This window comes from Sphingopyxis sp. JAI108 (assembly GCF_013410105.1).
GTDB classification, from domain to species: Bacteria; Pseudomonadota; Alphaproteobacteria; order Sphingomonadales; family Sphingomonadaceae; genus Sphingopyxis; species Sphingopyxis chilensis.
This window is the reverse complement of the sequence record NZ_JACCCJ010000002.1, coordinates 443,668-468,239: the sequence shown is the minus strand read 5'-3', so window position 1 is coordinate 468,239 and position 24,572 is coordinate 443,668. Positions and strand designations below refer to the sequence as shown.

General features: G+C 66.2%; 27 protein-coding genes. 17 read left to right on the top strand and 10 right to left on the bottom strand.

Annotated elements, in window-relative coordinates; translation table 11 throughout:
- The gene (locus HDC29_RS13195; protein ID WP_179498260.1) at window positions 1-1,359 is read left to right on the top strand and encodes a L,D-transpeptidase family protein; all 1,359 of its coding nucleotides are present in this window, start codon (window positions 1-3) and stop codon (window positions 1,357-1,359) included.
- Between the two features lie 77 nt (window positions 1,360-1,436).
- Here HDC29_RS13195 and HDC29_RS13190 read toward each other — a convergent pair whose 3' ends face one another.
- Window positions 1,437-2,183, bottom strand: coding sequence for a murein L,D-transpeptidase catalytic domain-containing protein (locus tag HDC29_RS13190; RefSeq protein ID WP_179498258.1), 747 nt, complete (start codon window positions 2,181-2,183; stop codon window positions 1,437-1,439).
- 168 nt (window positions 2,184-2,351) lie between these two features.
- Here HDC29_RS13190 and HDC29_RS13185 point away from each other — a divergent pair, with 168 nt between their 5' ends.
- Window positions 2,352-2,696: an arsenate reductase family protein gene (locus HDC29_RS13185; RefSeq protein ID WP_179498256.1), complete on the top strand. Its 345-nt coding sequence runs from the start codon at window positions 2,352-2,354 to the stop codon at window positions 2,694-2,696.
- Between the two features lie 167 nt (window positions 2,697-2,863).
- Here the strand turns inward: HDC29_RS13185 and recF are convergent, their stop codons facing one another.
- Window positions 2,864-3,973, bottom strand: a complete 1,110-nt coding sequence (gene recF / locus HDC29_RS13180; RefSeq protein WP_179498254.1) for a DNA replication/repair protein RecF — start codon at window positions 3,971-3,973, stop codon at window positions 2,864-2,866.
- Window positions 3,974-4,214: 241 nt separating this feature from the next.
- On the opposite strand from recF, the gene HDC29_RS19285 reads away from it, so the two are divergent.
- The 4 genes from HDC29_RS19285 to HDC29_RS13165 all read left to right on the top strand — a co-directional run bounded on the left by HDC29_RS19285 (window position 4,215) and on the right by HDC29_RS13165 (window position 8,846).
- Window positions 4,215-4,343, top strand: coding sequence for a hypothetical protein (locus tag HDC29_RS19285; protein WP_257018269.1), 129 nt, complete (start codon window positions 4,215-4,217; stop codon window positions 4,341-4,343).
- Between the two features lie 55 nt (window positions 4,344-4,398).
- Entirely contained in the window at window positions 4,399-4,578 is a 180-nt protein-coding gene (locus HDC29_RS13175) for a PspC domain-containing protein (protein WP_058816939.1), read from the top strand.
- Window positions 4,579-4,773: 195 nt separating this feature from the next.
- Entirely contained in the window at window positions 4,774-7,074 is a 2,301-nt protein-coding gene (parC, locus tag HDC29_RS13170; RefSeq protein WP_179498252.1) for a DNA topoisomerase IV subunit A, read from the top strand.
- 89 nt (window positions 7,075-7,163) lie between these two features.
- Window positions 7,164-8,846: a bifunctional diguanylate cyclase/phosphodiesterase gene (locus tag HDC29_RS13165; protein WP_257018267.1), complete on the top strand. Its 1,683-nt coding sequence runs from the start codon at window positions 7,164-7,166 to the stop codon at window positions 8,844-8,846.
- Here the strand turns inward: HDC29_RS13165 and HDC29_RS13160 are convergent.
- The 4 genes from HDC29_RS13160 to HDC29_RS13145 all read right to left on the bottom strand — a co-directional run bounded on the left by HDC29_RS13160 (window position 8,819) and on the right by HDC29_RS13145 (window position 11,839).
- Window positions 8,819-10,024: a CCA tRNA nucleotidyltransferase gene (locus tag HDC29_RS13160; protein ID WP_179498248.1), complete on the bottom strand. Its 1,206-nt coding sequence runs from the start codon at window positions 10,022-10,024 to the stop codon at window positions 8,819-8,821. The genes HDC29_RS13165 and HDC29_RS13160 overlap by 28 nt on opposite strands.
- On the bottom strand, window positions 10,012-10,596 hold the full coding sequence (locus HDC29_RS13155) for a CoA pyrophosphatase (RefSeq protein ID WP_179498246.1): 585 nt from the start codon (window positions 10,594-10,596) through the stop codon (window positions 10,012-10,014). The genes HDC29_RS13160 and HDC29_RS13155 overlap by 13 nt, the downstream gene beginning before the upstream one ends.
- Window positions 10,596-11,180, bottom strand: a complete 585-nt coding sequence (locus tag HDC29_RS13150; RefSeq protein ID WP_179498244.1) for a DUF1285 domain-containing protein — start codon at window positions 11,178-11,180, stop codon at window positions 10,596-10,598. Before HDC29_RS13150 ends, HDC29_RS13155 begins: the two co-directional genes overlap by 1 nt.
- 155 nt (window positions 11,181-11,335) lie before the next feature.
- Window positions 11,336-11,839, bottom strand: coding sequence for a GNAT family N-acetyltransferase (locus HDC29_RS13145; RefSeq protein WP_179498242.1), 504 nt, complete (start codon window positions 11,837-11,839; stop codon window positions 11,336-11,338).
- Window positions 11,840-11,929: 90 nt separating this feature from the next.
- On the opposite strand from HDC29_RS13145, the gene HDC29_RS13140 reads away from it, so the two are divergent.
- Both HDC29_RS13140 and HDC29_RS13135 read left to right on the top strand, forming a co-directional pair.
- Entirely contained in the window at window positions 11,930-12,301 is a 372-nt protein-coding gene (locus tag HDC29_RS13140; RefSeq protein WP_179498240.1) for a dihydroneopterin aldolase, read from the top strand.
- Window positions 12,298-13,059: an SDR family oxidoreductase gene (locus tag HDC29_RS13135; RefSeq protein WP_179498238.1), complete on the top strand. Its 762-nt coding sequence runs from the start codon at window positions 12,298-12,300 to the stop codon at window positions 13,057-13,059. Before HDC29_RS13140 ends, HDC29_RS13135 begins: the two co-directional genes overlap by 4 nt.
- 144 nt (window positions 13,060-13,203) lie before the next feature.
- Here the strand turns inward: HDC29_RS13135 and HDC29_RS13130 are convergent, their stop codons facing one another.
- The gene (locus HDC29_RS13130) at window positions 13,204-14,637 is read right to left on the bottom strand and encodes an NAD-dependent succinate-semialdehyde dehydrogenase (protein ID WP_179498236.1); all 1,434 of its coding nucleotides are present in this window, start codon (window positions 14,635-14,637) and stop codon (window positions 13,204-13,206) included.
- Between the two features lie 154 nt (window positions 14,638-14,791).
- The gene (locus HDC29_RS13125; RefSeq protein ID WP_179498234.1) at window positions 14,792-15,391 is read right to left on the bottom strand and encodes a TIGR02466 family protein; all 600 of its coding nucleotides are present in this window, start codon (window positions 15,389-15,391) and stop codon (window positions 14,792-14,794) included.
- A gap of 46 nt (window positions 15,392-15,437) precedes the next feature.
- Between HDC29_RS13125 and HDC29_RS13120 the strand changes: the two genes are divergently transcribed.
- From HDC29_RS13120 to HDC29_RS13105, 4 genes are all read left to right on the top strand, one after another.
- Window positions 15,438-16,358, top strand: coding sequence for an SMP-30/gluconolactonase/LRE family protein (locus HDC29_RS13120; RefSeq protein WP_179498232.1), 921 nt, complete (start codon window positions 15,438-15,440; stop codon window positions 16,356-16,358).
- A gap of 10 nt (window positions 16,359-16,368) precedes the next feature.
- Entirely contained in the window at window positions 16,369-17,058 is a 690-nt protein-coding gene (locus tag HDC29_RS13115) for a VIT family protein (RefSeq protein ID WP_179498230.1), read from the top strand.
- A 124-nt stretch (window positions 17,059-17,182) separates the two neighbouring features.
- Entirely contained in the window at window positions 17,183-18,289 is a 1,107-nt protein-coding gene (locus HDC29_RS13110; protein WP_179498228.1) for a DUF2855 family protein, read from the top strand.
- Window positions 18,290-18,333: 44 nt separating this feature from the next.
- Window positions 18,334-18,984 carry an HAD-IA family hydrolase gene (locus HDC29_RS13105; RefSeq protein ID WP_179498226.1) on the top strand — a complete coding sequence of 217 codons (651 nt, stop codon included), beginning with the start codon at window positions 18,334-18,336 and terminating at the stop codon, window positions 18,982-18,984.
- 132 nt (window positions 18,985-19,116) lie between these two features.
- Here HDC29_RS13105 and HDC29_RS13100 read toward each other — a convergent pair whose 3' ends face one another.
- The gene (locus tag HDC29_RS13100; RefSeq protein WP_179498224.1) at window positions 19,117-19,821 is read right to left on the bottom strand and encodes an NAD-dependent deacylase; all 705 of its coding nucleotides are present in this window, start codon (window positions 19,819-19,821) and stop codon (window positions 19,117-19,119) included.
- An 84-nt stretch (window positions 19,822-19,905) separates the two neighbouring features.
- Between HDC29_RS13100 and dapB the strand changes: the two genes are divergently transcribed.
- Together dapB and nth are read left to right on the top strand one after the other, a co-directional pair.
- Window positions 19,906-20,634, top strand: coding sequence for a 4-hydroxy-tetrahydrodipicolinate reductase (gene dapB, locus HDC29_RS13095; RefSeq protein WP_179498222.1), 729 nt, complete (start codon window positions 19,906-19,908; stop codon window positions 20,632-20,634).
- Window positions 20,635-20,639: 5 nt separating this feature from the next.
- Window positions 20,640-21,296 carry an endonuclease III gene (gene nth / locus HDC29_RS13090; RefSeq protein ID WP_179498220.1) on the top strand — a complete coding sequence of 219 codons (657 nt, stop codon included), beginning with the start codon at window positions 20,640-20,642 and terminating at the stop codon, window positions 21,294-21,296.
- A 56-nt stretch (window positions 21,297-21,352) separates the two neighbouring features.
- Here nth and HDC29_RS13085 read toward each other — a convergent pair whose 3' ends face one another.
- Window positions 21,353-22,246 (bottom strand): LysR family transcriptional regulator, encoded by an 894-nt coding sequence (locus HDC29_RS13085; protein ID WP_179498218.1) that lies wholly within the window; start codon window positions 22,244-22,246, stop codon window positions 21,353-21,355.
- 89 nt (window positions 22,247-22,335) lie between these two features.
- Between HDC29_RS13085 and HDC29_RS13080 the strand changes: the two genes are divergently transcribed.
- The 3 genes from HDC29_RS13080 to HDC29_RS13070 are packed head-to-tail and all read left to right on the top strand — an operon-like array spanning window position 22,336 to window position 24,565.
- On the top strand, window positions 22,336-23,046 hold the full coding sequence (locus tag HDC29_RS13080) for a CoA transferase subunit A (protein WP_179498216.1): 711 nt from the start codon (window positions 22,336-22,338) through the stop codon (window positions 23,044-23,046).
- Window positions 23,046-23,927: an HAD family acid phosphatase gene (locus HDC29_RS13075; protein WP_179498213.1), complete on the top strand. Its 882-nt coding sequence runs from the start codon at window positions 23,046-23,048 to the stop codon at window positions 23,925-23,927. The genes HDC29_RS13080 and HDC29_RS13075 overlap by 1 nt, the downstream gene beginning before the upstream one ends.
- Entirely contained in the window at window positions 23,924-24,565 is a 642-nt protein-coding gene (locus HDC29_RS13070; protein ID WP_179498211.1) for a CoA transferase subunit B, read from the top strand. The genes HDC29_RS13075 and HDC29_RS13070 overlap by 4 nt, the downstream gene beginning before the upstream one ends.
- Window positions 24,566-24,572 lie beyond the last annotated feature (7 nt).

The following is a 24,572-nucleotide window of genomic DNA, read 5'->3' as shown; positions in this document are numbered from 1 at the left end:
ATGGCCAAAAACGCTTCCTTTTCCGCGCGTCCCGCTGCGGTTCTCCTCCTCCCGCTGACCCTGTTCGCGGCCCCTGCCTTCGCGCAAACCGAGGTGAAGGAGGATTCGGTCATCCTCCAGCCCGACAAGGTAAGGGATGACGCGCCGGTCGTCGCGGTGCGGATCGACATGCCGAGCTGGTCGGAGGACAATGCGACCGCGCTTTTGAGCTTCATCGAAAAGGTCGGCGACGAGGGCCTGTTCGCCAGGGATTACAATCCTGACGGCCTCGCCGCGGCGATCCTGGGCGACGATCAGGCGGCGCTCGACAAGGCCGCAACCGACAGCTTCCTGCTGCTCGCGACGCACCTGCGCGACGGCCGGACGCCGAACGCCGCGCGCAAGCAATGGTTCATGACCGACAGCGACGGCGACAGCGAACCCCTGCTGTCGCTGCTCACCGCCGCGCTGGGCGCCGGAACGGTGTCCGAAACGCTCGCGAGCCTCGATCCCGTGCATCCCGATTTCGCGGCGCTCAAGGCGTCGCTCAAAAAAGCGAAGACGCCTGCCGAGGCCAATGCGATCCGCGTCAACATGGAACGCTGGCGCTGGATGCCGCGCAGCCTCGGCGACCGCTATGTCGTCAGCAACGTCCCCGAATATGTGACCCGCGTCGTCCATGGCGGCACGACCATCGCGACGCACAAGGCCGTCGTCGGCAAGAATTCGACTCCGACGCCGCAGCTCAATCCGATGGCGACCGGCATCATCGTCAACCCGACCTGGACGCTGCCGCGCAGCATCATCAACGAAGGCATCGGCGCGACGATCGCGCGCAACCCCGCCTCGGCGCGTGCGCAGGGCTATACCTGGACGGGCAGCGGCAAGACGCTGTCGGTGGTGCAGCAGCCGGGGGCGAACAATGCGCTCGGCGTGATGAAGATGGAAATGCTCAACGAGCATGCGATCTACCTCCACGACACCCCCTCGAAGGGCGCTTTCAACGCCGCCGCACGCGCGTTCAGCCACGGCTGCATCCGCACCGAGCGCGCGCTGCACTTCTCGGGCCTGATGGCGGTGATGTTCGCGGGAAAAAGCCCCGAGGAATTCGGCGAGGCGATCGCGAGCGGCAAGACGACGCGCTTCGGCTTCGACCAGCCCTTCCCCGTCTATGTCGCTTATTGGACCATGGTTCCCGACGGCAAGGGCGGTGTGAAGAAGCTCGCCGACATCTACGGCCGCGACGCGCCGGTGGTGGCGAGCTTCGCCAAGCCCGGTCGCCCGACCGCGACGGTCATTGCGCCGGAGCCGCCGCCGGTCGTCCCGACGGTGCCCACCGCCGCACGCGTGACGACGCCGGCGACGAGCGGGATTTATTGAGCGGAAGTCGCTTTCGGCCCATATTTGCGCAGGGACCGGCCTATCGACCGCTCCCCATCCCAAAGCCAACGCTGCGCTTAATCCGCGGTCGTGGGGAGCGTCCCGCTGAACGTGCTCGCGCGCCGCAAATTCTCCGTTCCCGGCAGCGGGTCGGCGGGCGGCAGCTGGAAGGGCGTCGGCATCGGCGGGGGAGCGCTCAGCCGGTCAGCGAACAGCAGCCGGCCGGGCCCGAGCTTGTAGAGAATCATCGGCAGCAGTTCTTCGCCAAAGACGAAGCAGCCCTCGCTGCGCCCGAGCTTGCCCTGCGTCGCGATCAGCGCCGGGTCCGCATACCAGGCGCCATGCACGACGATCGCGCGCTGGTCGGCGGTATAATTGTCGGGTTCCAGCCCGGCGAGGCGCATCGACGATCCGTTGGCGCCCCAATAATAATCGCTGGTGCGATAGGCGCCGCGCGAGGTCGCGAGGCTGCCGACGCGGCTCGAAAAGCTCTTGAGCCAGCCATCGTGCTGCGGGTCCGAGCCGCGCCCGTGGGTCACCGGGAACATGTCGACCTTGCCCGCGACCATATCGACCAGTGCGAAGCGCGGGCGCGACGAGGGCAGGCCGAAATCGACGACACCGACGCGATCGGTCTGGGGGATATTGCGCGCCTGCAGCGCCAGCTGCCGCTTTGCCACGGCGAGATAGTCGACGGGCGGCGGCAAGGGCAGGGCCGGTTGCTGCACCCAGTTCGGAAGCTGTGCACGCGTCGGAACCGCGGCCAGCGCCCCCGCTCCCGCGATCCCGGCGAGCAGTCTCCTGCGATCGATCAATTCATTCACTTGCAACCCAACCCCGCATTGGCCGCCTTTGGCGTTCCCTCGACTTTGCATAAGTCGTGTGTCGGCCGCGAAGGCAAGCTGGTGGTTCCCCTTCATGCGGGAAGATGTGCCATATATGCCATGAATAGCGCGTTTACGCGGCAGTAAGGCTGCGTTAGGGCCGAACCCATGAAAGCGATCATCTGGCACAACCCCGCGTGCGGCACATCGCGCAAGACGCTGGCGATTCTTCAGGAAACCCCGGGCGTCGAGCTGAGCGTCGTCGAATATCTCAAAAATCCCTACAGCGCCGACAAGCTGCGCCAGCTGTTCGGCGACGCCGGCCTCGCCGCCCGCGAAGCGCTGCGGCTGCGCGGCACCGACGCCGAAGAGCGCGGCCTGAAGGATGCGAGCGAGGATGATATCATCGCCGCGATGGCCGCCAACCCCGCTTATGTCGAGCGCCCGATCGTCGAAACCGACAAGGGCGTGCGGCTGTGCCGTCCGCAGGATGTGGTGCGCGAGATTCTTTGATCGACGGCCCGCCGCTTTCGGGAGGAGGAAGCAACTGCTCCTCTATTCTCGTAATCCCGGACTTGATCCGGGATCATCCTCCGGCGCTGCACGGACCCCGGATCAAATCCGGGGTGACGATGATGAATCGGGCAGCCGCCGGTCGAAAACAGCCGGAAGGCAAATATCTACCCCGCCGTAATCCGCCCGCCCGCAACGCGAAAGCGCGTTACCGGCCCGGGCATGTCGTCGAACAGCCCCGCCTCGGTCCCGGTGAGCCAGGCCTGACCCCCTTGCCCGGCAAGGCGCTCATAAAGCGCGCGACGGCGCAGCGGGTCGAGATGCGCGGCGACTTCGTCCAATAGCAGCACCGGGCGCTGCCCGCGCGCGCGCGCGACGCAGTCGCTGTGCGCGAGGACGAGCGAGAGCAACATCGCCTTTTGCTCGCCGGTCGAGCAGCGCGCCGCCGCGCGGCCGGTCGCGGCGTGCATGGCGGAGAGATCGTCGCGGTGCGGCCCCGCGGTCGCGCGGCCCGCCGCGGCATCGATCCGGCGGCGCGATGCGAAAAGCTCCTTCAGCGCATCGACCGCGTGCGGCGCCTCGCGCGCCTTTCCGTCGGAATCGACGAGCGTCAGCAGCGGCCGCGCGAATGGCGCGTCGGGCTGACCCGCGAGTTCGGCCGACAGGCCCGCGAGCATTGCCTGCCGCGCCGCATCCATCGCCGCGCCATGTTCGGCGAGTTGCGCCTCGAGGCTCGCCAGCCATTGCCCGTCGGCGCCGGCGGGGTCGGCGAGCAGCTTGCCGCGCGCGCGCAGCGCCGCTTCATAGCGGTTGCCGTGCTGCGCGTGGCGCGGGTCGAGCGCGAGCACGAGCCGGTCGAGGAAGCGCCGCCGGTTTCCCGCAGTCTCGACGAACAGCCGGTCCATCGCGGGGGTCAGCCACAATATCGCCAACCATTCGCCCAGCGCCGTCGCCGCGGCCGGGGCGCCGTTGATGCGCACGATCCGCCGCCCCGGCTGCGCGGGCTCCATCCCCGTTCCCAGCGCGACCGGGGGCAGGTCGGCGCCCGCCTGGACCTCGGCAAAAACGGCGAAGCCCCCGCTCGCCCCGTCGCGCACCATGTCCGCCAGCGCGGCGCGGCGCAGTCCGCGCCCCGGCGCGAGCAGCGAGATCGCTTCCAGGATATTCGTCTTGCCCGCGCCATTGTCGCCATGCAGCGCGACGAGCCCCGGCCCGGCGGCCATATCCGCAGCGGCATGATTGCGAAAATCGGTCAGCGATAAGCGGGTCAGCGTCATCCTGTGCCGCGCCTACCGCAGCCCATCGGCCGAAGCCAGCCCGTCGCGCCCAGAACTGTCATTGAAAATTTTCCGATGAACGGGAATTTTTGCCATCCTGGCGCATTTTTTGCGCTGAAATAATATTTCGGGAACCAAAAAACCGCGCTTAACCGCCAATGAATGAAATTGGCACGGTCCCTGCAATACTGTCGGCATCCACCGGATGGTCCGGATGGAAGGTTCAAGGAAGGAAAATATCATGGCCCATTTCAACGTCGAATCGTTCAAGAGCTACGCGATCGCCGCGGTTGCCTCGCTCTACTGCTCGCTGATGTTCCTCGCCGCTGTCGGCCCGAACGCTGCGCACTTCGGTGGGCTGGTCGCCTGACCAGCCGCCTCCCCCAAAAAACGCCGGCCTGAAGGCCGGGATCGAAAGGAAAGAAATGAACCAGGGTTTTCGCAAGAATCGCCGTAACGGGATGATCTTCGGCGTGTGCGCCGGGATGGCGGACCAGTTCGGCATCGATGTCTTGTGGACGCGCGTCGCCTTTGTCGCCCTGACGCTGTTGGGCTTCGGCCTGCCTCTGCTGCTGTACCTCGCCGTCGCGATCCTCGCGCCATAGGACAGCCCGGGCCGGACGCTTTCGAAGCGCAGTCGCACCGGCCCGCATATTCCCAGGACCAGGGGCTCACCGGCCGGACCGGTGGGCCCTTTTCATTGTGGGGACTTTGGCGATCCACAGCTTCTTCCGACCAATCGCGCCGCGTCGACGCAAGCCTTTGCCTTGGCGCGCCAGCCTTGCTATCGGCTGCAAACAATGGCCAGCACGACAGACGACCTTCCTCCCTCGCAGCCCGGTGACAGCATTGATACCCCGTTCGACAGCGCGCTGTCCGAACGCTATCTCGTCTATGCGCTGTCGACGATCACTGCGCGGTCGCTACCCGACCTGCGCGACGGGCTGAAGCCCGTCCACCGCCGGCTGCTGTGGGCGATGCGCGCGATGCGGCTCGACCCGTCGCAGGGCTACAAGAAATCGGCGCGCGTCGTCGGCGACGTCATCGGCAAATTCCACCCGCACGGCGACACGGCGGTCTATGACGCGATGGTCCGCCTCGCGCAGGATTTCTCGCTCCGTTACCCGCTCGTCGACGGCCAGGGCAATTTCGGCAATATCGACGGCGATAATGCCGCGGCCTACCGCTATACCGAGGCGCGGCTGACGCGCGTGGCGGTCGACCTGATGCAGGGACTCGACGAGGGCACGGTCGATTTCCGCCCGACCTATAACGGCGAAGACGAAGAGCCCGAGATCATGCCGGGGCTGTTCCCCAACCTGCTTGCCAACGGCGCGAGCGGGATCGCGGTCGGCATGGCGACAAACATCCCGCCGCACAATGCCGCCGAGGTCATCGGCGCCGCGCTGCTGCTGATCGAGAAGCCGAATGCCGAGCTGTCGGAACTGCTCGACCATGTGAAGGGACCCGATTTCCCGACCGGCGGCATCGTCGTCGACAGCGCCGAGACGATCGCGCACGCCTATGAAACCGGACGCGGCGGTTTCCGCGTCCGCGCGCGCTTCTCGACCGGCAAGACGGCCGACGGCGACTGGGAAGACAGCGGCATCGAGAAATTGTCGGGCGGCACCTGGCATCTCGTCATCAGCGAAATCCCGTACGGGGTCGCCAAGGGCAAGCTGATCGAGCAGATCGCGCAGCTGATCGCCGACAAGAAATTGCCGATTCTGGAGGATGTCCGCGACGAAAGCGCCGAAGATCTGCGCATCGTGCTCGAACCCAAGAGCCGCAATGTCGATCCCGATGTGCTGAAGGACAGCCTGTTCCGGCTCACCGAGCTCGAGAGCCGTTTCGCGCTCAACCTCAACGTCCTCGACGCGACGCGCACGCCGAAGGTGATGGGGCTCAAACAGCTGCTCACCGAATGGCTGCAGCACCAGATCATCGTCCTCGTGCGCCGCGCGCAGCACCGCATCAGCAAGATCGACGACCGGCTCGAGCTGGTCGCGGGCTATATCATCGCCTTTTTGAACCTCGACCGGATCATCGAGATCATCCGCACCGAGGACGAACCCAAGCCGGTGATGATCGCGGAGTTCGTCCTGACCGACCGGCAGGCCGAGGCGATCCTCAACATGCGCCTGCGCTCGCTTCGCAGGCTCGAGGAAATGGAACTCAAGCGCGAGCAGTCCGACCTCACCGCCGAGCGCGAGGAGCTGGCGAAGCTCGTCGAAAGCCCGGCGCGGCAGAAGACGCGGCTGCGCAAGGACCTCGAGAAGCTGCGCGACGTCTATGGGCTCGACACATTGCTCGGCGCGCGGCGCACGACGATCGCCGAAGCCGCTCCGACGCGCGAAATCCCGCTCGACGCGATGATCGAGAAGGAGCCGGTGACGGTGATCCTGTCGAAACGCGGCTGGATCCGCGCCCAGCGCGGCCATGTCGCGGAGGGTCAGTGGGGCGAGTTCAAGTTCAAGGAAGGCGACGAGCTGCTATTCGCCGCGCACGCGCAGACGACCGACAAGCTGCTGGTCGCCGCGAGCGACGGGCGCTTCTTCACCGTCGGCGCCGATAAATTGCCCGGCGGGCGTGGCTTTGGCGAGCCGCTGCGCCTGATGGTCGATATCGATCCCGAGGCGCGGATCGTCGCACTGATTCCCGCGACGAACGAAGGCCGTTTGCTGCTCGCCTCGACGAGCGGCCACGGCTTCGTCGCGCAGATGGCCGAAGTGGTCGCCGAAACGCGGAAGGGCCGCAATGTCGTCAACCTGAAACCCAAGGCGGCGCTCGCCGTCGTCCGGTCGATCGGCGCCGATGACGACAGCGTCGCGGCGGTCGGAGAGAATCGCAAGCTCGTCGTCTTCCCGCTCGCCGAGGTTCCGGTCATGGCGCGCGGCCAGGGCGTGATGCTGCAACGCTATCGCGACGGCGGCCTGTCCGACGCGGTCAGCTTCATCTTTGCCGAGGGCTTGAGCTGGGCGATGGGCGGCGACACCGGCCGCACGCGCACTGAAACCGACCTTGTCCCCTGGCGCGTCGCGCGCGGCGCGGCCGGCCGGATGCCACCGACGGGATTCCCCCGCAACAATCGCTTCGGCTGACCTCATTTCGATGTAGCCGTAAATCCCTTCTTTACTTCCCATGACCTAGGCATTGGGTAATGGGGAAAGGTCGCACAAAACCCGCTGTTATGCCTATCGATAGAACCGGCGAAGACCGGCCCTTATTGTTCGTCGGCTGGATCGACGCGCTCCCTGTACCGGCCGCGCTGATCAGACCGATGGCGCGCGGCAATTTCCGGCTTCACGCAAGCAACGCCGCCTTTGATCGGCTGAGCCTGTCACCCGTCGGCGCCGACGCGCCGATCGAATTGCTGCGCGCGATCGAGTGGGCCTCCCAATATCCCGAGGAATCGCAGGAATTCTCCTGCCAACTTGGCGAGGGGCCCGCGGCGCGCGACCTGCGCGGGTCGATCGGACCGCTGCCCACCGAATCGGGCGACGACGGGCTGTTCCTGCTGACGCTGATCGACCGGACGCAGGAGATGATGACCGAGCGCAATCTGCGCCGCGAACTCGTATCCGACAGCCTGACCGGGCTTCCCAACCGCGCCGGGTTCGAGGAACTGGTCGAACAGCGCACCCGCGCTGAAGGGGCGGGCGGCGACCATGCGATCCTGCTGCTCGACCTCGCGCGCTTTTCGCGGATCAACGAACATATCGGCCCCATGGCGGGCGACGAGTTGATCATCACCGTGGCGCGCCGCCTGAAATCGAGCCTGCGTAGCGGCGATATCCTGGCGCGCACCGGCGGCGACGAATTCGCCATTTCGACGCGCATCGCGGGCGGCCGCGCCGACGTGCGCGAAATGGCGCGGCGCATCCGCGGCTGCTTCGATCATCCGTTCCGCATCGGCGAACTCAAGGTCAGCGTCGATTGCGCGCTCGGCTGCGCGATCCAGCCGGCGATTGACACCGATATCGCGGACCAGATCCGTCACGCGCAGATCGCGCTCAAGCGCGCGAAGCAAACCGACCGCATCGAAATCTATGAACCCGAAGCCGCGATGCTGTCGGACAATCGTTTCGGGCTCGAGACCGAGCTTCGCAACGCCATCGAGGAAGACCGGCTCCACCTTGCCTTCCAGCCGCTGATCGAATTGTCGAGCGGCCGGGTTGCCGGGTTCGAGGCGCTCGCGCGCTGGGACACCAGCAGCGGCCATGCAGTCTCGCCCACCGAATTCATCCCGATCGCCGAGGATTCGGGACTGATCGTCCCGCTCGGCCAATGGGCGATCGGCAAGGCGGCGGCGGTGCTCGCCGAATGGGACAAGCAGAACGGCGGCAAGGTCGTCGACGCCTATTTCTCGGTCAATGTCTCGGCGATCCAGCTGGTCCGCGACGATGTCGCCGGGGTCGTCCGCCAGGCGCTCGAAAAACACCGGATCGGCGGCGAGCGGCTGATGATCGAACTCACCGAAAGCGCGATCATCGGCGATCCCGACCTCGCGCTGTCGGTGCTGAGCGAGCTGAAGGCGCTCGACGCACGCGTCGCGATGGACGATTTCGGCACCGGCTATTCGAACCTCGCCTATCTTCAGCGCCTGCCGATCGACGTGCTCAAGATCGACCGCAGCTTCGTCGAGCATATGGTCGACGACCGCGACAAGGTGGCGATCGTCCGTACGATCCAGAGCCTCGCCGAAGTGCTGGGGATGAAGACGACCGCCGAAGGGGTCGAGACCACCGACCAGGCGCGGCTGCTGTCGGCGCTGGGCTGCGATTTCGGACAGGGTTTCCTGTTCGCGCGGCCGATGGATAGCAAATCCGCGCTCGACTATTGGCGTCAGTCGCTGGTGCGACCGATCTTCTGATCGACGAGCTCGCCGACGCGCGCCGCGCCGGGGAAATCCTCCGCCACCCATTGGGCCTCTACCGCTTTCAGAATGCGCGCGACTTCGGGGCCAGCGGCGATGCCGCGCGCGACGATGTCGCCGCCTTTCAGCGGCAGTTGGGGAAGTTGCCAGTCCGCCAGCGCCGCGACCGCGGCGGGGTCGCCGGCGAGCAGGTGGACGTCGCGCGCGGCCTCGATGCCGATCGCGTGCGCAAGCTGGCGGATCGGGCGCGCGACGTCGGCGCGATTCCCGCCGAGTGCCATCAGATGCTTGCGCTGCCGCGTCGAGAGGCGGAGCCGGCTCGCGACCGTTTCGGCGACCGCGGCATCGGCGGGCAGCAGCGCCGCGAGACGGCGGAGCGGCGCGATGGATGCAGCGGCCGTTCGTTCGTTCGTCGCGAGCCGGTCGAGCGCGGCGGCAAAGCCCGCATCGAGTTCGGGGAGGAGCACTTCGAAAATACCGTCCGCCGCCATTTGGCGGACGATCGCGCGCGGGTCGGGCAGCGCGAGGATCTTGAGCAGCTCGTCGGCGATGCGCTCGCGCGAAAGGCTTTTCAGCGACTGGCGCGCGGTCACCACCGCGGCGTGGCTGGCAGGGTCGAGGTTGCCGCGCCCGAAACGCGCCGCGAAGCGATAGAAGCGCAGGATGCGCAGATGGTCCTCGGCGATGCGCATCGCCGCGTCGCCGATAAAGGCCACCCGCCCCGCGTCGAGGTCGGCCAGCCCGCCGAACCAGTCGTCGATCACCCCCGTATCGGGATCGGCGTAGAGCGCGTTGATCGTGAAATCGCGGCGCGCGGCGTCGTCGCGCCAGTCCTCGGCGAAGGCGACCGTCGCGCGGCGGCCGTCGGTTTCGACATCGCGGCGCAGCGTGGTGATTTCGTGATGGTCGCCGCTGGCGATCGCGGTGACGGTGCCGTGCACGATGCCCGTCGGAATGACCTTGATATCGGCGGCCTCGAGCCGCCGCGTGACCTCTTCCGGCAAGAGCGGGGTCGCGAGATCGATGTCGGCGACAGGCAGGCCAAGCAAAGTGTCGCGCACCGCACCGCCGACCGCCTTGACCGCGCCGCCATCGGCGGTCAGCGCCGCGACGATCCGGCGAAGCCCCGGACGCTCGCGCCATTCGGCATCGGGCAGCGCCGTCACCGGTGCCATCCCGCGGGCAGACGCCGCGCCAGATTGATGATGATTCCCGCCGTCACGCCCCAGATCCGCCGCCCCTGCCAGTCCATGTCATAATAATGGCGGTCGTGCCCCTGCCAATTGGCATGCTGGCGCGCATAATTGTCGGGGTCGAACAATATGTCGAGCGGCACCTCGAACCAGTCCTCGACCTCGTCCGGATTGGGATCGAGCGGCAGGTCGGGCGGGATGACGCCGAGCACCGGGGTGATGATATAGCCGCTGCCCGATCGATAGGGCTCGGTCGCGCCAGCGATCATCACGTCACGGCGGCTGAGGCCGATTTCCTCTTCCGCCTCGCGCAGCGCCGCGTCGATCGCATCGCGATCGCCCGGATCGATCTTGCCCCCGGGGAAGGCGACCTGCCCGGCGTGGCTGCGCAGCCATTGCGGGCGCTGGGTCAGGATGACGCCGGGATCGGGCCGATCGGTGAACGCGATAAGCACCGCGGCATCGCGCAATGTCGGGGTGCCAAGATAGGCCTCATCCTCGCCCGCATCGGGAAGCAGATTGTCGAGCGCGTCGCGCAACTTTTCGGACAGCATCAGGCGTCCACCAGCGGGAAGCACATGCCGTTCGACCAGATCGCGGGCCTCTCCATTCCCTCGGCGAGCGCCATCTCGACGATCTCGTAATAAAGCGCGCGGTCGATCCGCGCTTCGAGCCCGTTGCCGATCGCACCGCGCACGTGCAGCCGTGGGTCGGGATTCTCGGCGTCGTTGCCGAAGCTGAGCGGATGGTCTGCGCCGGCGATCACCAGATCGTCGGTGTCGAGGCGAAAAACGAGCTTGCGCGCCGCGCCGTCGCCTTCGCTCTTAATCTCGACCGCGCGGAACGGCATGTCTTCGACGGCAATGCCCAACTTCTCCGCAGGCGTCACGAGCGCGTGGCTGCCGTCGGGTTCGCGGCGCAGGATCGTCGAGAAGAGCCGGACCATCGCAGGCCGGTTGATCCGCCCGCCTTCATGATACCAGCTGCCGTCGGCGCGGATTTCCATCGCGCTATCGCCGGTTCGTTCGGGATGCCATTGCTCTACCGGCGGCAACTGGCGCGCGGCGAGCAGTTCGACGGTCTCGGCGAGCGAGAGCTGCGAAAAATCCTTGGGAACCGGGGGGACGGGGCTAACCATCTATCCGACATAGGCGGAAGGGCGCGCTGTGCAAGTCGAGTCAGTCCAATCGACCTTCTCCCTTGATGGGAGAAGGGTATGCGGCTTTGGTCGCGAAGCGGCTTAGGCGAAGTGGATGCGGGTGATAGTGCCTCTCGCCATCGAGCGGGAGGAACTCAGCGCGGACCGATCATCCCCGCACCCGCCGGCAGGTCGTGCCCGTTCACCGCGCGCGCGAGCAGGCGGCGTTTCTCGAACGGGCCGGGCAATTCCCATTCGCCCGTGGCATCGGCGTCGAAGCCGAAAAAGCGACCGTAATATTCGGGATCGCCGATCATCATCAGCGCGCCGTCAGCGCCGGTTTCGGCGGCGTTCAGCATATGCGTCATCAGCATGCGGCCATATCCGCCGCGCTGGACCTCGGGACGCACCGCGACGGGACCGACCATGACCAGCGGCGTCGCGGTACCATCGGCGGCGCGGTGCGCGACCGGCCAGCACTGGATCGTGCCGATCAACACACCGTCCACGAACGCCGCGAAGCTGAGCGACGGCACCGCATCCACGCCTTCGCGGATGCGATAGGCGGTTCGTCCAAAGCGATCCGTTCCGAAAGCGGCGTCGAGGAGCGCCTCGACCGCCTGCGGCTCGATATTCGACAATGGAAGTAACTCGACCAACGCGCACCCTTTCGCTAATGCGGCGGCGCTTTAGGGGTGCGGCACGGCGATGGAAAGCCGAATGTCGCGCTCGTTCGACAGGATTTTCTTGTGACCGATATATTGTGGCTGGAGGTGGACGGGCTGACCGCCCAGGTGCTCACCGGCATCTATTCCGAAGAGACGCATTTGCCGCAGCCGCTGCGCATCTCGGTGCGCGCGAAGCTGGCGATGGCGGATCATTACGATCCGACCACGCCGCTCAGCCGCTCGAAGAACTATATGCACCTCAAATTCGCGGCGACCGAGGGCATCCCGAAGGATGTGCATTTCGTGCTGATCGAAAGCGTCGCCGACCATATCATCGACACGCTCTTCCTGCAGGACGAGAAGGTCGAGGAGGTCGAGGTGAAGATCGTCAAGCTCGCCATCGCCGAGGAGGGCGAGCAGATCGGCATCACCATGCGGCGGTCGCGGAAATGACGCAGAAGCTGGCGCTGGTGACGGGTGGGCTCCACCGCGTCGGCGCCGCGATTTCTGCTCGCCTCGCCCGCGAAGGCTATGCGCTGGCGATCCACAAGCGCAGTCCGGGCGAGGCCGACCCGGTGCTGGCGGACGCACTCGCCGAGACCGGCGCGATCAGCCACCGCTTCGCCGCCGACCTCGCCGATCCGGCGGCGGTCGCCGCGCTGGTCCCCGCGGTGATCGAGAAATTCGGGCGCGCGCCCGACCTGCTCGTCAACAATGCCGCGCTGTTTGCCGAGGGCGCGTGGCAGGATTTGTCCGCTGCCGCGCTCGCCGAAATGATGCAGGTCAACCTGTCCGCGCCGGTGATGCTGGCGAAGACGCTCGTCGCCGTCAGCGAGGGCCAGCGCCCCGCGATCGTCAATATCGTCGATCAGCGCGTCGCGCATCCGGTGCCCGACCAGATCGCCTACAGCCTGTCGAAATCGGCGCTATGGCAGGCGACGGCGACGCTGGCGGTCGCGTTCGGGAACTGCGCGCGCGTCAACGCCGTCGCGCCGGGGCTGACGCTGGCGACCGAGGATTATTCGGCAGCGCAGGTCGAACGGCTGGCAAAGCGGATGCCACTCCGCGCGCTGCCGACGCCGGCGCAAATCGCCGATGCGGTCGTCTATCTGGCGCGCGCCGAGGCGGTGACCGGGCAGACGATCTTCGTCGATGGCGGCGCGCACCTTACACCGATGGGCCGCGATTTCGTGGCGCTGGAGCGGGATTGAAAATCCTTCCTGTCGCGTAACGATGGGGAGGTGGCAGCGCGAAGCGCTGACGGAGGGACCAAAGCACTGCCGTGGCGGCCCCTCCACCACTCGCTTCGCGAGCGGTCCCCCTCCCCATGGCTTCGCCACAGGGAGGATTGGGCGTCAGTAAATATGCACCGCCTTGGTGACGAGATAGCCGTCGAGCCCCTCGGGCCCGCTCTCGCTGCCGAAGCCCGATTCCTTTATCCCGCCGAACGGCGTGTCGAGTGCCGAAATCACGAAGCTGTTCACCCCGACCATGCCGCTTTCGATCGTGTCGACGATGCGGTTGATCCGCCGGCCGTTCTCGGTGAAGGCGAAGGCGGCGAGGCCGTAGGGCAGCCGGTTCGCCTGTTCGAGCGCCTCGTCCTCGCTGCCGAACGGGCGGATCAGCGCCATCGGGCCGAAGGGTTCATTGTTCATCGCATCGGCCTCGACCGGCACGTCGGCAATCGCGGTCGGCTGGAAGAAATAGCCGTTGCCCGTCGCCTCGCCGCCCGCGATGACGCGCGCGCCCTTCGCCTTCGCATCGGCGACCAGCGCTTCGAGCGCGGGGATGCGCCGCGCGTTGGCGAGCGGGCCCATCTGCGTTTCGGCGTCGAGCCCACTGCCGATCTTCACCTTTTGGGTGCGCTCGGCAAAACCCTTGACGAAGGCATCGTAAATGCCCTGCTGGACATAGAAGCGCGTCGGCGAGATGCAGACCTGTCCGGCGTTGCGGAACTTCTGCCACACGACCTTGTCGAGCGTCGCTTCGAGGTCGCAATCGTCGAATATCAGCACGGGGGCATGGCCGCCGAGTTCCATCGTGATGCGCTTCACCCCATCGGCGGCGAGCTTCATCAGATGCTTGCCGACCGCGGTCGAGCCGGTGAAGCTGACCTTGCGGATCACCGGGCTGGCGAGGAGATGGCGGCTGATCATGTCGGGATCGCCATAGACCAGCTGGACGACGTCCCCCGGGATGCCCGCATCGGCGATGCAGCGCATGATCGCGCTGGTGCAGCCCGGGGTTTCCTCGGGCGCCTTCGCGATCACGACGCAGCCCGCGGCGAGCGCGGGGGCGATCTTCTTGACCATCAGGTTGACCGGGAAATTCCACGGGCTGAAGCCCGCGACCGGGCCGACCGGATGTTTGGTGACCATCGCGCGCTGGCCGAGCGGGCGCTGCAGCACGCGGCCCTCGATGCGTTTGCCTGCTTCCGCGAAATAGTCGAACAGGCCGGCGGCCGAAAGCACCTCCCCGCGCGCCTCGGCGATCGGCTTGCCCTGTTCGAGCGTCAGCAAGGTCGCGATATGTTCGACGCGCTCGCGGATGATGCCCGCGGCCTTGTGCATCAACGCGGCGCGTTCGTCGGGGGTTTTCGCGCGCCACACGGGCCAGCCGCGTTCCGCCGCCGCGAGCGCCTCGTCGAGGTCGGCGGCGGTCGCCACGGGCAGTTCGGCGATCGTGCCCGCGGTCGCGGGGTTGAAAACCGGCCGCTCGTCGCGCCCCTCGCCGCTCCGCCACGCACCGTTGATGAAGAGCTGGAGGTCGGCATCGTAGGTCGCTGTCATAGGAGGCACTTTCGCTACACCCCCGAAATCCGTTCGTGTCGAGCGAAGTCGAGACACCCATCGATGGTGCGCAAGGCCGAGAGGCGTCTCGACTTCGCTCGACGCGAACGGGAAGAGGGGCTTGGTCTAACAGATGTCGCCCATATAAGGCCGCTCAGCGATAGTTAAAGCTGATGCTGATCCGTTCGCCCTTGCCCGAATGCGGCATCACTTCGTGTCGCAGCCAGCTTTCCCACAAGAACACGCGGCCCGCAGCGGGTTCGGCATAGACGAAGGGGCGTTGCTGCTCGGGCGCGTCATCGGTGCGCCCGGGCGCGGCCATCAGCATCGGCAGGCGCGGGTCTTCGAGCTTGAGCGCGCCCGATCCCGGCGGGACCGCGACGTAGAAGGTGCCCGACACGATGCTGTGCGGGTGGATATGGCCGCTATGGGTGCCGCCGGGTTTCAGGATGTTGACCCACAGGCTATCGAGCTTCAGCGGCTTGGCGAGATCGAAATGGCACGCCTTGGCGAACGCCTTCACCTCTTTGTCGAGCAGCTTCTTGAGGTCGTAAAAGGCCGGGTCGCGTTCTGGCAGGTCGCCGAGGCTGGCGTAGCTGGTGTAGCCCTTGTAGCCATGCGTGCGGCTCCACGCCTTCCCCGCGCCATCCTCTTCGGCGAACAGGCGGCAGCTCTCCTCCAGCTCTTCGAGCAGGTCGGGCGTGCCGATGTCGGCTTCGTAGAAATTGGTGGCGAAGAGTGTGCGAACGGGCATGATGGCCGCAAAGCATAGGAAGTGCGGACACGCAAGGGAGATGGGTATGGCCGAGTTTGAACTGATAGCCGACGGATTGCGTTTTCCCGAGGCGCCGGTCGTGATGGAAGACGGCAGCGTCATCGTCGTCGAGATCGAGGCGAAGCGGATCACGCGCTGCTGGCCCGGCGGGCGGAAGGAGGTCATCGCGACCCCCGGCGGGGGCCCCAACGGGCTCGCCATCGGGCCCGACGGCAAGCTTTATTGCTGCAACAACGGCGGGTTCAACTATGTCGAATCGAACGGCTATCTGGCGCCGCACGGTATCGCCGACGATTATTCAGGCGGGCGGATCGAGCGCATCGATATCGAGACGGGCGAAGTCGAGGTGCTGTACAAGTCGGGCGATCATGGCGTGACCTTGCGCGGGCCCAACGACATCATGTTCGATACGCACGGCGGCTTCTGGTTCACCGACCATGGCAAGGTCGACTATGCCGCGCGCTGCCACGACATCGTCGGCATTTTTTACGCGAAAGCCGACGGCAGCTTTATCGAAGAAGTGATCTTCCCGAGCTATAATCCGAACGGCGTCGGCCTGTCGCCCGATGGCAGCAAGCTTTACGTGGCCGAAACCTACACCTGCCGCCTGACCCAGTTCAACATCGTCGCGCCGGGCAAGGTCGACGACGCCGCGGGCCCCGGCGGCCCCGGCATCCCGCTCTATCGTCCTGCGGGCTATAAATTCTTCGACAGCCTCGCGATGGAAGCGAACGGCAATATCTGCGTCGCGACGATCGGCGAGTGCGGGATCAGCGTCGTCTCGCCCCAGGGCGAGCTGGTCGAGTTCGTCGCGACCGACGATATTTTCACGACCAACATCGCCTTTGGCGGGCCCGACCGGCAGGATGCCTATATCACCCTGTCGGGCACGGGGCGGCTGGTGAAGACGCGCTGGGCGCGGCCGGGGTTGCAGCTGCAATATTAAAGGACGCCGAATGCACGAGGAAACCCATAGCGTCACGCGGATCAGCTGGCTGCGCGCCGCGATCCTCGGCGCCAATGACGGGATCGTCTCGACCGCCAGCCTGATCGCGGGCGTCGCGGCGGCGGGCGCGTCGGAGGCCTCGATCCTGATCACCGGCAGTGCCGGGCTCGTCGCGGGCGCGATGTCGATGGCGGCGGGCGAATATGTGTCGGTGAGTTCGCAGGGCGACGCGGAGAAGGCCGATGTCGAGCTGGAGAAACGCCACCTCGCCGCCGATCCCGAGTTCGAGCTGGAGGAACTGACGCAGATTTACCAACAGCGCGGGCTCGACCGCGCGCTCGCCGAGCAGGTCGCGGAGCAACTGACCACACACAATGCGCTCGACACCCATTTGCGCGACGAGTTGGGAATGACCGATGCGATGGCGGCGCGGCCGGTGCAGGCGGCGGCGGCTTCGGCGGCGAGCTTTTCGGTTGGCGCGGCGCTGCCGCTCGCGACCGTACTCGTCGATCAGGGCGATTCCTTGCCGTGGACGGTTTCGGCCGCGTCGCTGGTCTTCCTCGCGGTCCTCGGCGCACTCGGCGCATGGGCGGGCAAGGCGCCGATGCTCCGTCCCGTGATGCGCGTGACCTTTTGGGGTGCTTTTGCAATGGCGGCGACGATCGCGATCGGGTCGCTGCTCGGGACGGTGGTGGGCTGATCCGCCTCGCCACCGGGCCCGAATGCCATTCCGGTTCGCCCGACCGCGATTGTCAGGCGCGCTCTCATCTGTATGACTGTCGTCCATCCCGCATTCGTGGGCACGTCAATCGGAGGGGTCCGGAATGAGTTCGACGAGCTGGGCGATCGACATCGATCGCGACGATATCACGCAAGCCAAATTGGTCGAGGACGCGGGCGCACCGCTCGCACCGGGACAGGTGCGCGTGCATCTCGACAGCTATGCGATGACGGCGAACAACATCACCTATGCGGTGTTCGGCAAACCCGCGGGCCTGTTCGGCAACGATCAGGGCTATTGGGATTTCTTCGCCGAGCGGGACGCACCGGGCCGCCTCCCTGTCTGGGGTTTTGCCACCGTGACCGAAAGCCAGGCCGACGGCGTGTCGGCTGGCGATCGCTTCTATGGCTATTATCCGATGGCCGAGAATGCCGTGCTGACTGTCGGCAACGCGGGGCCGGGCGGCTTCACCGATGTCACCCCGCGACGCACCACCCTGCCTCCCATCTACAACAATTATCAGCGGATCGAGGCGCTGACCGATTATCGCACCGCCGACCATGATTATTGGCCGGTGTTCCGCCCGCTCTTCCTGACCGGCTGGCTGATCGGCGACCAGTTCGAGGACGAAGGCGATTATGGCGCCAGCCAGATCCTGATCGCGAGCGCGTCGAGCAAGACCGCGATCGGGCTCGGCTTCACGCTCAAGCGGCGCCCGGAGCCCCGCCCCGAAACGGTCGGCCTGACCAGCGCGGCCAATGTCGACGCCCTCGCCGCGCAGGGCATCTATGACCGGGTGATCAGCTACGACCAGATCATGACGCTCAACGCCGCGACGCCTGCCGCGCTCGTCGATATGGCGGGCAATGGCGCGGTGACGCGCGTCGTGCACAGCCATTTCGGAAACAACCTCAAAGCCTCGATCATCGTCGGCAAGTCGCACTGGGACGCGCAGGCCGACGTCGAAGGCTTGCCCGGCCCCGAACGGCAGGGATTCTTCGCGCCCGGCCGCAGCCAGAAGCGGATCGCCGACTGGGGCGGTGCGGCGTTCGGGCAGAAGATCGCAGAGGCATGGCTGGCCTTCATGGACGTTGCGCCGCGGCTCACGTCGATCGACAAGCGCAGCGGCGACGATGCGGCGGTGGCTGCCTATCATGAAATGCTTTCGGGCCGAGCCAATCCCAGCGCCGGGATCGTCGTCGAACCCTGACCGTCATAGTTGACGTTAACGTCAATCTACGCTCTAGCCATGCCATGTCCCGATACACGCATGTCATCTTCGATTTCGGCGGCGTCATCACCGCCTCGCCCTTCGAAGCCTTCAACCGGCTCGAGGAAGAGCGCGGCCTGCCGCGCGACTTCGTGCGCCGCGTCAACGCCGCCGACCCCGACGGCAACGCATGGGCACGATTCGAACGCGCCGAGATCGATGCGGCGGCGTTCGACACGCTGTTCGCGGCCGAGGCGAAAGCGATGGGTCACATACTGGAAGGCGAAGCGGTGCTGGCGGTACTGGCAGGAGCGGTGCGTCCGGCGATGGTCGCTGCGCTCGATACGCTGAAGGCGAGCAACTTTGGCATTGCGTGCATCACCAACAATGTTCCGTCGGGCAAAGGTGCCGGGATGGCGCGAAGCGAGAAACTCGCCGCCGAGGTCGCGGCGATCATGGCGCGCTTCGACCATGTCATCGAATCGAGCAAGGTCGGCGTCCGCAAGCCTGACCCGCGGATTTATGAAATGATGTGCGAGGCGCTCGGCGCCGAGCCCGCAAACTGCATCTATCTCGACGACCTCGGCATCAACTGCAAGCCGGCGAGCCAGCTCGGCATGCACGCGATCAAGGTAACGAGCGGCGAGCAGGCGCTCGCCGACCTCTCGGCCGCGCTGGGGATGGAACTCCCCTGACAATCAGCCTTTTGATCGCGCGTTGAAAGGCGGCTTTGGGGGAGTGGCCGGTCGTGCACCCCGGCGAAAGCCGGAGCACACGTCTCTATCGGCCGCGTCCGGCCGAAAGCGGCGGCATCGCAGGAGCCAGCCTCACCCGCCCAGCATCGCCTCGACCCACTGCGGCACCAGCTGCGTCGCCGGGCCGTGGCGCGCCTCGTCGAACCAATGGCTGCCCTGGCTCGGTTCCATATTGAGCTCGAGCGTCATCGCTCCCGCGGCGCGCGCCTCGCGCACGAAACCCGCGGCGGGATAGACCGCGCCCGAGGTGCCGATCGACACGAACAGGTCGGTGCGGTTCAGAGCCTGGTAAATTTCCTCCATCCGGTAAGGCATTTCGCCGAACCAGACGATGTCGGGACGGAGGTGCCCCGTCACACCGCACGCGCTGCACGCGGGACGACCCAGCAGCGGGCCGGTCCACGGCACGCGATTGTCGCATGCGGTGCACCAGGCATTCAGATGCTCGCCGTGCATGTGGATCAGCCGCTTCGCCCCCGCGCGCTCATGCAAATCATCGACATTTTGCGTGACGATCAACAGCTCGCCCGGCCATTCGGCGTCGAGCCGCGCGAGCGCGCGGTGCGCCGCGTTGGGCGTCTTGGTCCGGATCGCCTCGCGCCGCATGTCGTAGAAGCGCAGCACCAGGTCAGGGTCGCGGGCAAAGGCCTCGGGCGTCGCCACATCCTCGACGCGATGCTGTTCCCACAGGCCGCCGGCGTCGCGAAAGGTGTCGATGCCGCTTTCGGCCGAAACCCCGGCGCCGGTCAGGATCACGATATTCTGGATTGGAGACATGCTATCCTGTTCTTCTTGATTCGAAGGCGACAACCGCTAGGCGGGCGACATCGTTCAGCATGACGGGGGCACGAAAGGCAAGCCATGACCAGCATCGGCATTATCGGCAGCGAGGGCCGGATGGGCCTCGCGCTCGCCGCCGCCATATCGGAGGCAGGACAGCGCAGTTGCGGCATCGACAAGGGCGGCAATGTCGCGAAGCTCGCGGCGGAGGCCGACATTCTCGTCGATTTCTCGTCGCCCGCCGCGCTCGAGGCGACGCTCGACGCCTGCGTCGCGGCGCGCAAGCCGATCGTCATCGGCACGACGGGGCTCGAGGAGCGCCATCATTATCTGATCGACGATGCCGCCCGGGATATTGCGGTGCTCCAGACCGGCAACACCTCGCTGGGCGTCACGCTGCTCGCGCATCTGGTGCGCGAGGCGGCGGCGCGGCTCGACCCCGAATATGATATCGAAATCCTCGAAATGCACCACCGGAACAAAGTCGATGCGCCGAGCGGCACCGCGCTGCTGCTCGGAGAGGCGGCGGCCGAGGGGCGCGGGATCACCCTCGCAACCTGCTCCGAACGCGGCCGCGACGGCCTCACCGGCGCACGCGGCCACGGCAGGATCGGCTTCGCGAGCCTGCGCGGTGGCACCGTCGCCGGCGACCATGACGTGATCTTCGCGGGCCCCGAGGAGATGATCACCCTGTCGCATCGCGCCGAAAACCGCATGATCTTCGCGCGCGGCGCGGTGCGCGCGGCGCTGTGGCTGATTAACCAGAAGCCCGAACGTTACAGGATGCCGCAGGTGCTGGGGCTTTCGTAAGCGCGATGAAGAAGTCCGACATTTTCGAATTCTATCGCCGTCTCGCCGAGCTGAACCCCAGTCCCGAGACCGAGCTGGAGTTCGGCAACACCTATCAGCTGCTCGTCGCGGTCGTGCTTTCGGCGCAGGCGACCGACGTCGGGGTGAACAAGGCGACGCGTCGGCTGTTTCAGGAGGTGAAGACCCCGCAGGCGATGATGGAGCTCGGCGAAGACGGCCTCAAGCAGCACATCAAGACGATCGGGCTGTTCAACGCCAAGGCGAAGAATGTCATCGCCCTCAGCGAAATCCTCGTCCGCGACCATGGCGGCGAGGTGCCCGCCGACCGCGACACGCTCGTCGAGCTGCCCGGCGTCGGGCGCAAGACCGCCAATGTGGTGATGAACTGCGCCTTCGGGGCGGAAACCTTTGCGGTCGACACGCATATTTTCCGCGTCGGCAACCGCACCGGCCTCGCCCCCGGCAAGACGGTGCTCGCGGTCGAAAAGAAGCTGGAGAAGGAAACCCCGGCGCCCTTCCGCGTCGGCGCGCACCACTGGCTGATCCTCCACGGCCGCTACACCTGCAAGGCGCGCACCCCCGAATGCTGGCGCTGTCCGGTCGATGACCTTTGCCGCTACAAGCCCAAGACGCCGGCCCCCAAGACGAAGAAGGCGGCGTGACGGGAGCACCGGCTTAGGGGTGCGACGCGAGCCGTTGGCCGGGAACCCCGCCCGGTTCAGTTGAGTGCCTTGGCGAGGTTCAGCTTTGCCGCGCGCTCGAAAATCCGTGTGAGCACCGGCTCGGTGTCGGCTACGCGCATCGCGACGTGGAATTCGACCGGCGCGAGCGCGGGCATGGCGTCGATCAGCGCCAGCGCGCCGCTCGCGACTTCGCTGCGCACCATCGGCCGCGGAAAGATGCCGATCCCGCCGCCCGCCTTCGCGATGTCGATCATCGTGCGCGCGTTGTTGCAGAGGTTGAGCGATTTTTGCGCGATTCGCGACGCCGCGATCGCGTCGCGCATCCGGCCGTGGATCGGCGAATGGCTGGCGAGCGACCAGACCGGAAGCGTCGCTTCTCCGCCGGCAAAAGCCGAGGCGACCGCGGGGCTGGCAAGCCACACCAGTTCGACCGCGCCGATCGGGCTCGTTTTCAGCGCCGGATGCGCGATCGGCCCCGCCGCGAAAGCGATGTCGGTGCGCCCGGTGAGCAGTTGCTGGATCAGGTTCGCGGTGAGGTCGATTTCGATTTCGAGACCGACGCCGGGCATATCGGCCTTCAATCCCGCGACGAAGGCGGGAAGGCAGCTCGCCGCGGCGATCTCCCCCGCGCCGATCCGCACCACCCCGCTCGCCTCGCCATAGCCGCCGCTGCCGAGCAGCGCGACCTGCATGTCGCGTAGCAAGGGATCGCAATCGCGCACCAGCTTGCGCCCCGCCGCGGTGAGCGACATTGCGCGCCCTTCGCGGCGGAACAGCGCCGTGCCGAGACGCTGTTCGAGTTCGCGCATCCGCGCCGATACCGTCGGCTGGGTGGTGTTCAGCCGCTCGGCCGCGGCCGAAAAGGTGCCGAGCCGGTCGATCCACAGCAAGGTTTCGAGATGATAGAGCGAGACGCGATTGATAGACATCGTGTATGTATAATCCAAAAATCGAACAATTAGAATTGATGGATCAAATGCGCCAAGGTCGCGCACGAAACATTCAGGAGAGCCGTCCCATGGGGAAGAAGCAATATCCCGACGCCGCCGCCGCCCTCGAAGGCCTGCTGTTTGACGGCATGCAGATTTGCGCCGGCGGTTTCGGCCTGTGCGGCATCCCCGAACGGCTGATCGACGCGATCCGCGACGCGGGCACCAAGGATCTGACGATCGCGAGCAACAACGCCGGGATCGATGGCGAAGGGCTCGGCAAGCTGCTTCGCACCAGGCAGGTCAAGAAGATGATCAGCAGCTATGTCGGCGAAAACAAGGAGTTCGAGCGGCAGTATCTGGCGGGCGAGCTCGAGGTCGAATTCTGCCCGCAGGGCACGCTCGCCGAGCGCTGCCGCGCGGGCGGAGCGGGCATTCCCGGCTTCTACACCAAGACCGGCGTCGGCACCCTCGTTGCCGAGGGCAAGGAGGTGAAAAGCTTCGACGGGCAGGATTATATCCTCGAACGCGGCATCTTTGCCGACCTCGCGATCATCAAGGGGTGGAAGGCCGACGAGAGCGGCAATTTGATCTTCCGCAAGACCGCGCGCAACTTCAACCAGCCGATGGCGACCGCGGCGAAAATCTGCGTCGCCGAGGTCGAGGAAATCGTGCCCACCGGCAGCCTCGACCCCGACTGCATCCACCTGCCCGGCATCTATGTGAAGCGCCTCGTCCTCGGCGCGCCGTACGACAAGAAGATCGAATTCCGCACCACGCGCCCGCGCGAGGCGGCGTGATGCGCGCGCTCCCGCTTGCTGCGGCGCTACTGCTCGGCGGCTGCGCGAGCGCGCCGGCAGAAGTGACCACGGCGCCCGCTCCGCCGCCAGCCGCTGCGCCGGTCGAAACCGCCAAACCGCCGGCCCCGCTGCAATATCTCTATGGCTCGCCCGAAGCCGCCGTTGCTGTGGGCGCCACCAATGCGCGCATCGCGAACTATGGCGCGTGGCGGATCAAGGCGCGCCCGAAGGACAGCGTCGTGCTGGCGGCGGGAGCGACGATGGACGCCCCGACGTTCGAGCCGTGCGGCAACAAGCCCTTCGCCGCGGTGTTCGACGCCGACGAGACTTTGATCTGGAACCTCGGCCCCATGCGCTATTTCGCCGAGAAGCGCACCGGCTTCGATCTCAAGGTATGGGACCAGTGGGAAAAAACGGGCGCGGGCAAGGCGGTCGCGATGCCCGGCACGGTCGAGATGGTGAGCAAGCTGCGCGCCGCGGGAATCACCGTCATCGCCAACACCAATCGCAGCGCCGCCAATGCCAAGGGCAGCGAAGATACGCTCCGCGCCGCCGGGCTTGGCGAGTTCAAGCATGGCGAGACCCTGTTCCTGATGGGCGACGATGCCGGCGGGTCGAGCAAGGATGGACGCCGCGCGACGATCGCATCGCGTTACTGCGTGATCATCCTTGCCGGCGACCAGCTCGGCGATTTCAGCCAGCAGTTCAACGTCAAGGACCTGCCCGCCGCGCAGCGCATGGCGCTCGCGACCAGCGCGGGTGCCACCGCACTCTGGGACAAGGGCTGGTTCCTTTTCCCCAACCCCGTCTACGGCCCGTGGGAAAAACTGGGCTGGGGCGACGCCTTCCCCTCCGACAAGCAATGGGAGCCAAGCCAATGAGCTGGACGCGTGATGACATGGCGGCGCGCGCCGCGAAGGAACTGCAGGACGGCTATTACGTCAACCTTGGTATCGGCATCCCGACTTTGGTCGCGAACCATATCCCGGCGGGGATGACGGTGACGCTTCAGTCCGAAAACGGCATGCTCGGCATCGGTCCCTTCCCGCTCGAGGGCGACGAGGACGCCGACCTGATCAACGCCGGCAAGCAGACGATCAGCGAATTGCCACAGTCGGCCTATTTCTCTTCTGCCGACAGTTTCGCGATGATTCGCGGCGGGCATATCGACCTCACCGTATTGGGCGCGATGGAGATCGCCGAAAATGGCGACATCGCCAACTGGATGATCCCGGGCAAGATGATCAAGGGCATGGGCGGCGCGATGGACCTCGTCGCCGGGGTCAAGAAGATCATCGTCGTGATGGAGCATAATGCCAAGGACGGCAGCCCCAAATTCATTCCCGAATGCACGCTGCCGCTGACCGGCAAGAATGTCGTCGATATGATCATCACCGACCTCGCGGTGTTCAAGCGCGAGGATCACGACAGCCCGTTCAAGCTGATCGAGCTCGCACCGGGGGTGACGGCGGACGAAGTCGCGGCTAAGACAACGGCCAATTATGAGGTCGCCATCTAAACACGGG